The sequence below is a fragment of the Streptomyces rubiginosohelvolus genome, from assembly GCF_014649875.1.
Classification (GTDB): Bacteria; Actinomycetota; Actinomycetes; order Streptomycetales; family Streptomycetaceae; genus Streptomyces; species Streptomyces rubiginosohelvolus.
Window position 1 is genome coordinate 43,045 of sequence record NZ_BMTW01000009.1, and the last position, 12,762, is coordinate 55,806.

Consider the following 12,762-nt stretch of genomic DNA (forward strand, 5'->3'; position numbering starts at 1 on the left):
GGCCGGGCCTCAGACCTGGCCGAGGTCCGAGCTCACCCAGCGTTCGGGGCGCAGGGTGATCACCACCTGCTCGCCGTGGTTCTCCCAGGCGAACTCCACGTAACCGGCGACCTTCTCGGCCGGGAGGTAGCGCGCCGACACGTGCTCCAGGTCGGCGCGCGTCGCGGGGCGGGTGTCGACGACGGGGCCCTCGACCGAGACGTACCGGATGGTCGGCTCCAGCCGGTCGACGAGCAGCGTGAACCGGCCCGCGGCGGCGATCAGTTCGGCCTTGCGCGAGGTGCGGCCGGTGAGGATACGGACGTCGCCGCCCGCTTCGTACTCGTACCAGATCGGCACGCTGAGCGGGGCCCTGTCACCGTTCCCCGATGCGACGGCCAGTGCGGCGACATGGGGTTCGGCGAGGAACTGTTCGCGCTCTTCACGGGTGAGTGCCACGGGAGGCTCCTTCTCGTACGCGGATGCGGGGGCTGCCCCAGTGTGCCCCGCGCGCCGGGCCTGGCCCCCGGTCCCCGCCGTCGGCGTGTCCTAGGCGGTTCCCCGGGCGCGGGAGGCCTCTTCGGTTCGCCGTACGACGGCCGCCCCGCGCAGGGCGACAGCACACCAGACGGCCACCAGCAGCAGTCCGGCGGCCGCGAGACCGGCGACTTCGAGCGGCTCCGGCCGCCAGCCGAGAGACAGCCGCGTACCGATCATGACGACGCCGATGGCGGCCGTCTCCGGTTCGTGGACGGGCACCTTCGCGGCGACGACGCGCAGGATGGCGGCGAGGGCCAGGCCGATCGCGGCCCAGGCGAGCAGATAGGGCCAGAGCGCTCCCGGAGCGGCGGGCGGCAGGCCGAACTCCTCCGGCCCGATGCGGAAGAGCGCGCCCACCCATCCCAGCGCCACACCGGCGGCGGTGACGGCCACGACCCACACCGCATGGCGCCAGAGGGGACCGGGACGCACCTCCGCGTCCTCGGAGTCGTCGGAATCGCCGGAGTCGAAGGGGCCCTCAGGAAGATCGTTCATGCTCGATGAGACGCGTACGGGGCGACGTTCGTTGCGCGTCGGGGCGACAACTAGGCTCCGGGCATGAGCAGGGGCCAAGACGGCGACGAGCCGATATTCATCCGCTCGAACTGGGGAACAAGTCGCTATGTCTACAACCCGAGAAATCCGGTCGGGATGGGCCTCATCATCGGCTCCCTGCTGTTCGCCGCCGTAGCCATGTACTCCCTCCGCGCGAGTTCTTCCTGGAGCGAGGGCGAGTTGCGCGACGCCGTGCACGCGGCAGTCCGCGACCTGGAGGCAACACCGCGAACGCTGGACTCATGGACCGGCGGTTACCAGAGCCTGATCCGCGACGCCGTGGAGGAGAGCGGCGAGGGCCCCACGTCCGGCAGCGGGGTGTACGTCGACGAAGCGGACGATCCCTACGACAAGGACGCGGACCCCTCGGTCGACCTGTTCGAGGTCACCGCGAAGGACGTCGACGCCGCGTTCTGCCTGAGCGTGTCGCCGCCGGAACCCGAGGCGGTGCTGACCAGTATCGAGGTCAGCCTCTCCGTCACCGTCGAGGAAGGCCGGTGCTGAGCGCCCGACCTGCGCGGATCCGGGCTTGAAGTTGCCGCTGCGGCAGCTTCTACGGTCATGACCAGGGCCGGAGAAGCCGGCCCGGTGAGGCGCTCGTGAGGGAGTGCTCGTCAGGGAGTGAGGACGTGGCGATGGACTGGCCGATCTCCGAGGTGGCCCGTATGTCGGGGGTGACCGCCCGGACTCTGCGGCACTACGACGAGATCGGTCTGCTGCCGCCGGCCCGGATCGGCTCCAACGGCCACCGCTACTACGAGGAGCACCAGCTTCTGCTGCTGCAGCAGATCCTCGTGCTGCGGAAGCTGGGCGTCGGGCTGCCGGAGATCGGCAGAGTCCTCGCCGACCAGGTCGACACGGGCATCGACGACGCTGCCGGCGGCGCCCCTGCGGACGCGCAGCCCGTGCAGGCCGAGATCGACGCGCAGTACCGGGCGCTCACGTCCCTGCACGCCGTGTCGGCCGACGAGTACCGGGCGATCGGGCGATCCTGCGTGGAGAACGAGGACTGGCGCGCGGCGTACGAGGCCATCACCCCGGGGCTGGCAGAGTTCCAGCGGGACGCGATCGAGGTCTACGCGGTGTCCCGGCTCGGCTGAGTCGACGAAGGGCCGCCGCCGGGCGATCCCGGCGGCGGCCCCCAGCCGTACGTCCTGCGCGCGGTCAGCGCTCCCCTGCGAGGTCGAGATCGCCCCGCGCCGCCGGTGCGGGCCCGCGGCCGGACCCGGTCTGTTCCCCGGAGAGGCGCCACGGGCGGGCGAGCACGGGCGACAGGGCCCGCCACCAGGGCTCCACGGGGAGGATCCCGGCCGGCTCGAACGGCTCGCCCGGGCGGGGGAACGCCACCGGCTGGTCCGCCTCCTCACCGGCGTCCTTCGTCCACTCACCCGGCTCCGCCCAGGCGTGCGGCGCCAGGTTGAACGTGCCCCAGTGGATCGGGAGCAGCACACCGTGCGGGCGGCCGCCCTGGAGGTCCAGGTGGGCGCGCATGCCTTCGGCGGGGGTCATGTGGATGTCCGGCCAGTACTCCGAGTACGCACCGATCTGGATCATGGTGGCGTCGAAGGGGCCGTGCTCGGCGCCGATGTCCCGGAAGCCGGGGAAATAGCCGGTGTCCCCGCTGTGGTAGATCCGGTGCTCCGGGCCCGCGACGACCCAGGACGCCCAGAGGGTGTGCTGCCCGTTACGCAGCCCGCGCCCGCAGAAGTGGCGTGCGGGGGTGGCGGTGAGGCTGATCCCGGCGACCGTCGCGGTCTCGTTCCAGTCGAGCTCGTGCATCCGGGCGGCGGGCACGCCCCAGCGCTCCAGATGTGCTCCGACACCGAGCGGAACGGCGAAGACCGTGTCGGTGCCGGCCAGGGCGCGGATCGTCGGCAGGTCGAGGTGGTCGTAGTGGTCGTGGGAGATCACGACCACGTCGACGGGTCCGAGCGCGGCCAGCGACAGCGGAGTGGGGTGCAGCCGCTTGGGTCCGGCGAACGGGAACGGGGAACAGCGATCGCCCCAGACCGGGTCGAACAGGATCCGCCGGCCGTCGATCTCGGCCAGCACGCTGGAATGGCCCATCCAGGTCAGCCGGAGCCCGCTGACGGGCGGCGCGGCCAGATCGGCGAGCGTCGTGGGGTGGACGGGTACGCCGCCGTTCGGCGTCCTGAGGGCCCGCTGTTCTTTCTGGAAATAGGTCTTGGCGAATTCGACGGTGGAGCCGGAGGGCCTGATCCGGGCCCCCACCGGGTTCTGGAACGCACCGTCGACGAAATGGGGCGAGCGGCGGATGCGCTCCATCCGCGCTCCGGCCGGATCGGCCCCGAAGGACTCGGTGCGCATCGAGCGCAGTTTCGTACGGAGCGGAAGCAGGTAGTCAGCGCCGGTCACAACATCTCCTGAGGGAGTCGGTGTCGTTTCATTATGGTCGGCCCGTACGACAGGGCGACCAGAAGATGCTGAACGGGGCAGCCGGTCCGGCCGACGGGGGTCTCAGCCACGCGGCTGCCCGTACACGTGGTCGATGTGCAGGGTGAGCAGGACCCTGCGGTCCTCGACCATGGCCCGCCGGTAGTCGTCCCAGTCGGGGTGCTCGCCCCGGACGTCCCGGTAGAGCGTGATCAGGGCCTCCACGGTGGCGTCGTCGGGGGTCTCGGCGGGCGGGGTCAGCTCGGCAGTGCCGTCGGCGACGGTCCACGCCCAGCGGTCGTCGCTCGTGACGTGGTAGCTCGCCCGGGGGTCGCGCCGCAGGTTACGGGTCTTGGCCCGGCCCTCGGTGACCGAGACGCGGACCACCTGCTCCTCGGGGTAGTAGGCGTGGTTGACGTTGGACAGCTGGGGGCGTCCGTCCTGCTTCAGGGTGACCAGGACACCGCCGTCCTGCTCGCCGAGGAGACGGAGCAGCGCTTCGCGGTCCGATTCGATTCGCGTCATGCAGAATGCAACGTCCGAACCGGCCGGAGGATTCCGGTCCCCCACCCGGTCCTGTCACATCCGTGGCCCCCCGTTACGTCCTCCTGGTGAATGTCCGTTTCCCATGCCGCCGCCGGTCACCGGCCATCGTCCGTGCCGTCGCTGACCTGGCCCATTCGTTAGGGTGTCCCGGTGGCAAGAGTCCGGTTGAACGTGGCGGAGCGCCGTGAGGAGCTGCTGCGCGCGGCGGTCGAGCAGATCGAGGTCCGCGGGGTCTCGTCCGTGCGGATCGCCGATGTGGCCTCGGTGCTGGGCGTGAGCAACGCGCTCGTCCTCTACCACTTCTCGACCAAGGAGAAGCTGGTCGCGGCGGCGTTCGCGTACGCGGCCGAGGCCGATCTCGCCCACCTCCGCAAGCTGCTGGCCCGCCGGACCACCGCCGTACGCCGGCTGCGCGCGGCCGTGCGGTGGTACGCGCCGACCGGCACGGCCAAGGGCTGGCGGCTGTGGATCGAGGGCTGGGCCGCATCGCTGCGCGACCCCGCCCTCCGTGAGGTCGCGGGCGACCTCGACCAGCAGTGGAAGACGGAGCTGGCCCAGGTCATCGAGGAGGGCGCCGCCGCCGGAGAGTTCCGGTGCGAGGACCCCCGTTCGGCGGCCTGGCGGCTGACCGCCCTGCTGGACGGGATGGCGGTGCAGACGACGTCGTACGCCGGTCCGCTCTCCCGGACCACGATGCTGCGGTGGACCGACGAGGCGCTCGCCCGCGAGCTGGGCATCGACCTCGCCGAGCTGACCGGAGCGCCGGTCGCGGGCTCCCCGGCCGACGGCTGACCGGCCGGCCCCTCGTCGCTCCCTCGCCCCCGGCCGACGGCTGACCGGCCGGCCCTTCGCCGCCCCCTCATCGCCCTGGCCCCCGGGCGAGGCCGACCGGCCTCCGGGTCAGGTCTGGCGCACCGGTGCGTAGGCCGCCCCCTCCAGCCCGAACGTCCAGGCCACCCCGTCCTTCGCCGTCCGGGTGGTGGGCGGCACACGCAGCCAGTAGGTGCGGTACGTGCCGTCCGGCTCGGGGGTGGAGTTGACCACCTCGACCATCACCACGTCCTCGTCGCCGTCGAGGGCGATGCGCCAGAGGATGCCCGTCTCGTCGCGGTGGACGGGCTCGGCGCCCGACTCAGTGAGATACCGGTCGTAGCCGTAGTACTCCAGCATCACCCGGCGCAGTTCCGCGTTCTCCTCGGCGCGGATCCGCTCGGGGGTGAGGGAGGACAGCTCGTCCAGGAACGCGGCGGGCACGGGCATGCCGCGCCAGGCGTGCAGGGCGAACCCGTCCCCGTACGCAAGTGCCGGCCCCTCCCCGTGGTCGAGCCGGCCCGCCTCGTCGCGGTGGAGGACGTCGGGCCGCTCGGTGATGACCACGGCGTTCTCGTAGGGCCACCACCAGCCGGCGTTGCGGGCGACCTCCGCCAGGCCCGCGAGCCGGTCGCCGTGCCCGTCGAAGGCGGCGAGCCAGGCGGCGTCGTGCTGGCCGAGCACCGCGTCCAGGAGCACGAGCCGGACGGCCCCCTCGTCCTGGGGCCGGGGTGCCAGGTCGGCGACGACACCGGTCCGTATCCGCTCGGCTAGCGCGGCCGTGGTCTCCCACAGCTGCGCTCCAGTGGCGGACCAGAGCGCCGACCAGCCCGCCGGGCCCAGCTCGACGTACATCCGGCGGCGCTCGTCCGCCCAGGGGCGGGTGCGGACCTCCTCGCGCACCGACCGTCCGGCGTCGGTCAGCTTCTCGACCGTCTCGACGGCGGCCCGGGGCGATGCGGCCCAGATGATCCGGTCCGGCTCGGCCAGTCCGGCGGTGCGGTAGGCGCGCCGCACCCCGGCCTCGGCCGCCGCCCGGTCCGCCCGGCCGGTCGCCGCCGCCACGCTCCGCCAGGTGTTCACGTTCTGCATCGGTTGTCCCCGTCCCCTGCTGTGCTCGATCTGTTCTGGAAGGCTGTGCTGGCTGTGTCGGCCGTGTTCGCTCTGACCGTTCCGCCGTGCGTGCTCCGGCACGGCGGAACGGTCAGTCCGCCACGATGCGGACCGCGCCCGGTGCGTACTCCCGCTGGCGCACGACGCGGAACCAGCCCTTGGGCAGCGGGATCACCGCGTGCTCCTCGTGCACCACCCGGCCGCCCTCGGGGAGATGGAGCAGCATCGGGCCGAACTGGCCCGCTTCCCGGATCAGCCGGCCGGGTCCCTGCACGGCGTGCGCGTGTCCGGTGACCTCACCCAGCGCGAGCACCAGCCGGCCCCGCCCGTCGCGCAGTTCGCCCGGAGCCTCCAGGAAGGGGGCGGGCACCGCCGACTCGTCCAGCTCCATGATCAGTACATCGCCCTGCCGGTACACGGACGTCTCCCCTCGTCGCGGCACCCGCTGTGCCGACCCTGCGAAAAACGCTACGGGCAGGGTCTGACAACGGCCTCCGGCGACGGCCGTGGGCGGGTCCCGGTCGCGGCGTTGTCAGTGCGGCTTGATAGACCTTGCGGCAACAGCAGTCCCCAGGATCAGGAGCTCAGGGCCATGTACGGTGCGCAGCATCTGCACGAGTTCGGCGGCCTTCCGGCCGTCGACTTCCAGCACACGACCGACGGCGGCTCCCGGCCCGCCGCAGATGCCGCGGCCTGGCGCGTCTCCGTAGATCCGTACGGCGACGAGGACCGTTCCTGGGAGGAGGAGTTCGCTCACTTCCTCAACGAGGTCGACCCGACCGGGGTCCGGGCCCTGATCATCGGTCAGTGGGGCGAGGCGTACGAGGAGAACTCCTCCGTGCCGATCGGCCTGGTGATCGCCGCCGCCGACCGGCTGACCTCGCTGGAGGCGGTGTTCGTCGGTGATCTGGAGGCGGAGGAGGCCGAGATCACCTGGATCCAGCAGTCGGATGTGACGGCGCTGCTGGCCGCCTTCCCGGCGCTGACGGAGCTCGGGGTGCGCGGCGGCTCGGATCTGGTGTTCCCGCCGGCGAAGCACGAGGGGCTGCGGTCGCTGACGATCCAGGCGGGCGGGCTGCCCGTCGAGGTGGTGCGCGGGGTGCTGGACAGCGAACTGCCCGCGCTGGAGCGGCTGGACCTCTGGCTCGGGGTCTCCGCCTACGAGGGGAACACCGACGTCGCCGACCTCGCTCCGCTGCTAGCCGGCACCCGTTTCCCCCGGCTGAACCACCTGGGCCTGCGCAACAGCGAGATCCAGAACGAGATCGCCGCCGCCATCGCCTCGGCGCCGGTCGTCGCCCGGCTGTGGGTGCTCGACCTGTCCAACGGGACGCTGGGCGACGAGGGGGCGGCCGCCTTGCTGGAAGGGCAGCCGCTGACCCACCTGGAAGTCCTCGATCTCCACCACCACTTCCTCAGCGAGGCGATGGCGGAGCGGGTCCGCTCCGCCCTGGAGCCCCACGGGGTCCGGGTCAACCTCTCGGAGAAGTGCGAGCCGTGGGGCGACCGGGGCGCCGAGGGCCGCTACACCGCGGTATCGGAGTAGAGCGACATGACGTATCTCGGCATTGAGCATCTGGAGCGCTTCCACGGGCTGCCGGTCCACCCTCCGGAGCCGTCGTCCGGCACCCTGCCCGCCGCCGACTCGGTGGCCTGGCGGCTGGTGTGCGACTACGGGGAGGACGCCGGCTTCGCCGCTCTGTGGGAGCAGTTCCTGGAGACCGTGGACACGACCCGGGTCCGGGCTCTCGTCATCGGCGCCTGGTGGCACGACGAGTACACGCCGTTCGATCCGGTGGCGCAGCTGATCGTCTCCCACGCCGACCGCTTCCCGGCCCTGCGTGCGCTCTTCCTCGCCGATGTGGTGGGCGAGGAGTGCGAGGTGTCCTGGCTGAAGATGTGCGACATCACTCCGGTACTCGAAGCGCTGCCGTCGCTGGAGGAGTTCGGCGTGCGCGGCTGCGGCCAGGAGGGGCTCGCGCTGCGGCCGCTGCGCCATACGGCGCTGAAGTCGCTGCGCTTCGAGTCCGGTGGCCTGCCCGGCGAGCTGGTGCGGGCGGTCACCGCGAGCGAACTGCCCGCGCTGGAGCGACTGGAGCTGTGGTTCGGCAGTACGTGGTACGGCGGCGACGCGACGATCGAGGACGTCCGGCCGGTCCTGGCGGGCGGCCTGTTTCCGCGGCTGCGCCATCTGGGGCTGCAGAACAGCGAGTTCCAGGACGAGATCGCCGCCGCCGTGGGATCGGCTCCGGTCGTCGCCCAGCTGGAGTCCCTGGCGCTGTCCATGGGCACGCTGAGCGACACCGGCGGTGAGGCGCTGCTCAACGGTCAGCCCTTGAGCCACCTGTCCCTGCTCGACCTGCGCCATCACTACCTCACCGACCCGATGGTCGACCGCATCACGACCGCGTGCGCGCCCGCCCTCGTCGAGGCCGGCGAGGCCGAGGACGACTACGCGGACCCGGACGACGAGGACGACGAACCGGAACGCTATGTCGCGGTCAGCGAGTAACGGCGGGGGCGGCCCGGAGCCGCGCTTCGCGGTCGTCGGCAACCCGGACAACCGGCGGGTCGCCTTCTTCGAGGAGGCCGTCCGGTCCGCCGGTCTGCCGGCGGCACGGGTCGTGCCCTGGCTCCAGGTGCTGCGCGGGGATGCGGAGTTCGCCCCCGGCGAGAGCGTGCGGATCGATTCGCCAGGTGAGGACGCCGAGGTGGACCGGCTGCTCCGCGGGGTCGACGACCCGACCCGGGTGGAGGGTTCGGCCCGGTGGTACGCCCACTTCACCGCGGCGGTGGAGGCCGTGGCCGGTGCGGCGTCCGCAGCGGGTGCCGAGGTGCTGGGCTCCCCCACCGATATCGCCGTGCTCTTCGACAAACGGCTGTGCCACGGGCTGCTCGACCGGGCGGGGGTCCCCGTGCCCGCTTCGCCGACCTCCGGACCGGCGGGGGCCCCGGTGCGCGGCTGGTCCGACGTACGGGAGTTGCTGCGTGAGCACCGCATGCCCCGGGCGTTCGTGAAGCTCGCGCACGGCTCCTCCGCCTCCGGGGTGCTGGCGGTGGAGACGGCGGGTCCCGGCCGGGTCCGGGCGAGCACTTCGGTGGAACGGGACGCTTCGGGGCGGCTGTTCAATTCGCTGCGGGTCAGGCGCTACATCTCGGAGCGGGAGGTCGGCGCGGTCGTGGACGCGCTGGCCCCGGACGGACTGCACATCGAGCGCTGGCTCCCGAAGGCGTCCCAGCGGGGCCGGGCCGCGGATCTGCGGATCGTGGTGGTCGACGGCCGGGCGACGCACGCCGTGGTGCGGACGAGCACGAGCCCCATGACCAATCTGCATCTCGGCGGCGCGCGCGGCGACCTCGACGAGGTCCGGTCCGCCGTGGCGGCGGCGGGCGGCTGCTGGCGCGATGCGCTGGCGATGTGCGAGCGGGCGGCGGCCTGCTTCCCCGGAACGCCCTGTGTGGGCGTCGACCTCCTGCCCACGGCCGGCTGGCGGCGCTTCGCCGTCGGCGAGGTCAACGCCTTCGGCGATCTGCTGCCCGGACTGACCGGTCTGCCGGGCAGCGGCGCCGAGGGCCTGGACACCTATGCGGCGCAGGTCGCCGCCGTACTGGACCGAGCAAGGAACCACCGTGCCGTCACCGCTTCCTGACCCCGCCACACCCCTTGAATCCGGCCGACCCGATATGAGCGAGGTCGTGGGCAGCCACGATCTGCTGCTGGTCACCCTGGACACCCTGCGCCACGACGTCGCCGTCGAGCTGGCGGCCGCCGGGCGCATACCCAACCTCGCCCGGCATCTGCCCGGCGGCGGCTGGGAGGAGCGGCACGCGCCGGGCAGCTTCACCTACGCCTCGCACCAGGCGATGTTCGCCGGGTTCCTGCCGACGCCCGCCTCCCCCGGACCGCACCCGCGGCTGTTCGCGGCGCGGTTCGCGGGCAGTGAGACGACGGCGGACGGCACGTTCGTGTTCGACACCCCGGATCTGGTGTCGGGGCTGGCCGCCGAGGGATACCGCACGGTGTGTATCGGCGGGGTCGGCTTCTTCAACCGTCAAGGGCCGCTCGGTTCGGTGCTGCCCGGAATGTTCCAGGAGAGCCATTGGGAGCCCGGCTTCGGCGTCGCCTCGCCCACCTCGTTCGAGGAGCAGGTGGCGCGGGCGGAGAAGGTCGTCGCGACGCTCCCCCGCGAGCAGCGGCTGTTCCTCTTCGTCAACGTGTCCGCCCTGCACCAGCCGAACTGGTTCCATCTGCCCGGCGCGACCCGCGAGGCGGGCGACTCCCGGGCCACGCACGCGGCGGCCCTGGAATATGTGGACCGGCACATCGGCCGGCTCTTCGCCGCCGCGAGCAGCCGCCGCCGGTGCTTCGCCATCGTCTGCTCGGACCACGGCACCGCCTACGGCGACGACGGCTACACCGGTCACCGGCTCGGCCACCCGGCCGTCTGGACCGTCCCGTACGCCCACTTCTTCCTCGAACCACCCGTAACGCCGGAGCCGGAGGCCGCCCGATGACGATCACCACCGGCACCCCCGCGCTGCCCGCCGTCCGGCCGTACGAGAGCTACGTCTACGCCTATCCGCACAAGACGGCCTACCGGCCGCTGGCGGACCGCCCGGCCCTGCGGTCGCTCTGGGCGGCGGAGCCGAAGGACGCGCTCTCCCTCTATCTCCACATACCGTTCTGCGAGGTCCGCTGCGGCTTCTGCAATCTCTTCACCCGGATCGGCGCGCCCGAGGAGCTGACGACGCGCTATCTGGACGCACTGGACCGGCAGGCCCTGGCGGTGCGGGAGGCACTGGGCGACGAGGAGCCGGTGCGGTTCGCGGCGGCGGCGTTCGGCGGCGGGACGCCGACCTTCCTCACCGCCGGGGAGCTGGAGCGGCTCTGCGACATAGCGGAGAAGCGGATGGGCGCCGACCTGAGCGCGGTCCCGCTGTCGGTGGAGACCTCGCCCTCCACCGCCACCGCCGACCGGCTGGCGGTGCTGGCCGACCGGGGAACGACCAGGATCAGCATCGGTGTGCAGAGCTTCGTGAACGAGGAGGCCAGGGCAGCCGTCCGTCCGCAGCGCCGCGCCGACGTGGAAGCGGCGCTCGGCCGGATCCGTAACGCCCGGATCCCCGTGCTGAACATCGACCTGATCTACGGCATCGACGGGCAGACCGAGCGCAGCTGGCTCGCCTCGCTGGACGCGGCGCTGGCCTGGCGGCCGGAAGAGCTGTATCTCTATCCGCTGTACGTGCGCCCGCTCACCGGTCTGCACCGCCTCGGTCCGGCCGTGACCGGACCGGAGGCGCAGGCCCTGGAGGACGCCGCCTGGGACGAGCAGCGGCTGCGGCTGTACGCGGCGGGGCGGGACCATCTGCTGGCGCACGGCTACGAGCAGGTGTCGATGCGGATGTTCCGGCGGACCGACGCCCCGCGTGAGCAGGAGGGCCCGGAGGACTACGCCTGCCAGACCGACGGCATGATCGGCCTGGGCTGCGGGGCCCGTTCGTACACCTCCGCCCTCCACTACTCCTTCGACTACGCGGTGGACATGCGGGAGATCCGGTCGATCATCGACCGTTTCACCGCCACCGAGGACTTCTCCCGGGCCGAGGTCGGCCGGTACGTCGACGCGGACGAGGCGCGCCGGCGGCATCTGCTGCAGTCGCTGCTCCAGGCGGCGGGGCTGCCGGTGGCGGAGTACCGGGCTCAGTTCGGCACGGATCCGGGCGCGGACTTCGGGGTCGAGCTGGCGGGGTTCGCGGCCCTGGGCTGGCTCGACGCGTCGGCGCCGGACGGTCTGCTGAGGCTGTCGCCGTCGGGCCTCGCCCACTCCGACGCGCTGGGTCCCGCGCTGTTCTCCCCCGGGGTGCGGGCGGCGATGGCCGCGTACGAGAGGAAGTGACCGGCCCGTGGACCTGACGATTCTCTACCGGGGACCGCTCGCCTCCTGCGACTACGACTGCCCCTACTGCCCGTTCGCCAAGCGGCGGGACAGCCGCGCGCAGCTCACGGCGGACCGGGAGGCGCTGGAGCGGTTCACCGGCTGGGCCGCGGCGCAGACGGCCGACCGGCTGTCGGTGCTGTTCACGCCGTGGGGCGAGGGTCTAATGCGCTCCTGGTACCGGCGGGCGCTGACCGAGCTGTCGCTGCTGCCGCACATCGAGCGGGTCGCGATCCAGACGAACCTGAGCGGCCGCACCGACTGGCTGGCGGACGCCGATCCGGAGCGGATCGCGCTCTGGTGCACGTACCACCCGGGGCAGACCCCGTACGACCGGTTTCTGGGCAAATGCCGGGATCTGTCGGCGAGGGGCATCCGTTACAGCGTGGGTGTGGTGGGGTTCGACGAGCATCTCGACGAGGCGCGGCGACTGCGGGCGGAGCTTCCGGACGCGGTCTATCTCTGGGTGAACGCCGCCGAGGGGCACACGTACACCGACGAGGAGGCGGCGCGCTGGACGGAACTGGATCCGCTGTTCCCCTACAGCCGTGATCCGCACCGCTCGGCGGGGCTGCCCTGCCGGACGGGCGAGTCGGTGATCTCGGTGGACGGGCACGGCACGGTGCGGCGCTGTCACTTCGTCAAGGCGGAGCTGGGCAACCTCTACGACGGCAGCTACCGCCGGGCGCTCGGCCCGCGGGCGTGTCCGCTCGCCGTGTGCGACTGCCACATCGGCTATGTGCATCTGGAGTCGCTGCCGCTGTACGACGTGTTCGCCGGCGGTGTCCTGGAGCGGATACCGGCCGCCTACGGCACGGGCACGCCGCCGGACGGGCTCGTCGTGCCGAACCCGTCCCGGCGTGCGCTTCCTCTGCTGGAGCCCTGAGCA

The 12,762-nt window shown here is 72.3% G+C and carries 15 protein-coding genes; 9 read left to right on the forward strand and 6 right to left on the reverse strand.

The annotated features are described in order from the left end of the window. Positions 1-9: 9 nt before the first annotated feature. Together IE134_RS20590 and IE134_RS20595 are read right to left on the reverse strand one after the other, a co-directional pair. A complete protein-coding gene (locus IE134_RS20590) occupies positions 10-438 on the reverse strand; it encodes a pyridoxamine 5'-phosphate oxidase family protein (RefSeq protein ID WP_010057985.1) in 429 nt (142 codons plus the stop codon). A gap of 90 nt (positions 439-528) precedes the next feature. Continuing rightward, positions 529-1,014, reverse strand: coding sequence for a hypothetical protein (locus tag IE134_RS20595; RefSeq protein WP_098895833.1), 486 nt, complete (start codon positions 1,012-1,014; stop codon positions 529-531). A 63-nt stretch (positions 1,015-1,077) separates the two neighbouring features. Here IE134_RS20595 and IE134_RS20600 point away from each other — a divergent pair, with 63 nt between their 5' ends. Together IE134_RS20600 and IE134_RS20605 are read left to right on the forward strand one after the other, a co-directional pair. After that, a complete protein-coding gene (locus IE134_RS20600) occupies positions 1,078-1,578 on the forward strand; it encodes a hypothetical protein (protein ID WP_030711460.1) in 501 nt (166 codons plus the stop codon). A gap of 131 nt (positions 1,579-1,709) precedes the next feature. Continuing rightward, the gene (locus IE134_RS20605) at positions 1,710-2,174 is read left to right on the forward strand and encodes a MerR family transcriptional regulator (protein WP_030711462.1); all 465 of its coding nucleotides are present in this window, start codon (positions 1,710-1,712) and stop codon (positions 2,172-2,174) included. Positions 2,175-2,238: 64 nt separating this feature from the next. Here the strand turns inward: IE134_RS20605 and IE134_RS20610 are convergent, their stop codons facing one another. Next, complete coding sequence (locus tag IE134_RS20610; protein ID WP_030711464.1) at positions 2,239-3,450, reverse strand: MBL fold metallo-hydrolase; 1,212 nt, start codon at positions 3,448-3,450, stop codon at positions 2,239-2,241. A 102-nt stretch (positions 3,451-3,552) separates the two neighbouring features. Continuing rightward, entirely contained in the window at positions 3,553-3,993 is a 441-nt protein-coding gene (locus IE134_RS20615; RefSeq protein WP_098895832.1) for a PPOX class F420-dependent oxidoreductase, read from the reverse strand. A gap of 171 nt (positions 3,994-4,164) precedes the next feature. Here IE134_RS20615 and IE134_RS20620 point away from each other — a divergent pair, with 171 nt between their 5' ends. Next, positions 4,165-4,806, forward strand: a complete 642-nt coding sequence (locus tag IE134_RS20620) for a TetR/AcrR family transcriptional regulator (protein WP_030711468.1) — start codon at positions 4,165-4,167, stop codon at positions 4,804-4,806. Between the two features lie 108 nt (positions 4,807-4,914). On the opposite strand, the gene IE134_RS20625 is transcribed toward IE134_RS20620, so the two are convergent. Beyond that, entirely contained in the window at positions 4,915-5,916 is a 1,002-nt protein-coding gene (locus tag IE134_RS20625; protein ID WP_189431325.1) for a DUF6745 domain-containing protein, read from the reverse strand. 112 nt (positions 5,917-6,028) lie between these two features. Beyond that, positions 6,029-6,355 (reverse strand): DUF8820 family protein, encoded by a 327-nt coding sequence (locus tag IE134_RS20630; RefSeq protein ID WP_010057996.1) that lies wholly within the window; start codon positions 6,353-6,355, stop codon positions 6,029-6,031. Positions 6,356-6,529: 174 nt separating this feature from the next. On the opposite strand from IE134_RS20630, the gene IE134_RS20635 reads away from it, so the two are divergent. The 6 genes from IE134_RS20635 to IE134_RS20660 are packed head-to-tail and all read left to right on the forward strand — an operon-like array spanning position 6,530 to position 12,759. Continuing rightward, positions 6,530-7,483, forward strand: a complete 954-nt coding sequence (locus IE134_RS20635) for an STM4015 family protein (protein WP_189431327.1) — start codon at positions 6,530-6,532, stop codon at positions 7,481-7,483. Between the two features lie 6 nt (positions 7,484-7,489). After that, complete coding sequence (locus IE134_RS20640) at positions 7,490-8,449, forward strand: STM4015 family protein (RefSeq protein WP_189431330.1); 960 nt, start codon at positions 7,490-7,492, stop codon at positions 8,447-8,449. Further along, a complete protein-coding gene (locus tag IE134_RS20645; protein WP_189431332.1) occupies positions 8,430-9,587 on the forward strand; it encodes an STM4014 family protein in 1,158 nt (385 codons plus the stop codon). The genes IE134_RS20640 and IE134_RS20645 overlap by 20 nt, the downstream gene beginning before the upstream one ends. A 34-nt stretch (positions 9,588-9,621) precedes the next feature. Continuing rightward, the gene (locus tag IE134_RS20650) at positions 9,622-10,452 is read left to right on the forward strand and encodes an STM4013/SEN3800 family hydrolase (RefSeq protein ID WP_030711479.1); all 831 of its coding nucleotides are present in this window, start codon (positions 9,622-9,624) and stop codon (positions 10,450-10,452) included. Beyond that, the gene (locus IE134_RS20655) at positions 10,449-11,834 is read left to right on the forward strand and encodes an STM4012 family radical SAM protein (RefSeq protein ID WP_189431334.1); all 1,386 of its coding nucleotides are present in this window, start codon (positions 10,449-10,451) and stop codon (positions 11,832-11,834) included. Before IE134_RS20650 ends, IE134_RS20655 begins: the two co-directional genes overlap by 4 nt. 7 nt (positions 11,835-11,841) lie before the next feature. Beyond that, complete coding sequence (locus tag IE134_RS20660) at positions 11,842-12,759, forward strand: STM4011 family radical SAM protein (protein WP_098020381.1); 918 nt, start codon at positions 11,842-11,844, stop codon at positions 12,757-12,759. Positions 12,760-12,762 lie beyond the last annotated feature (3 nt).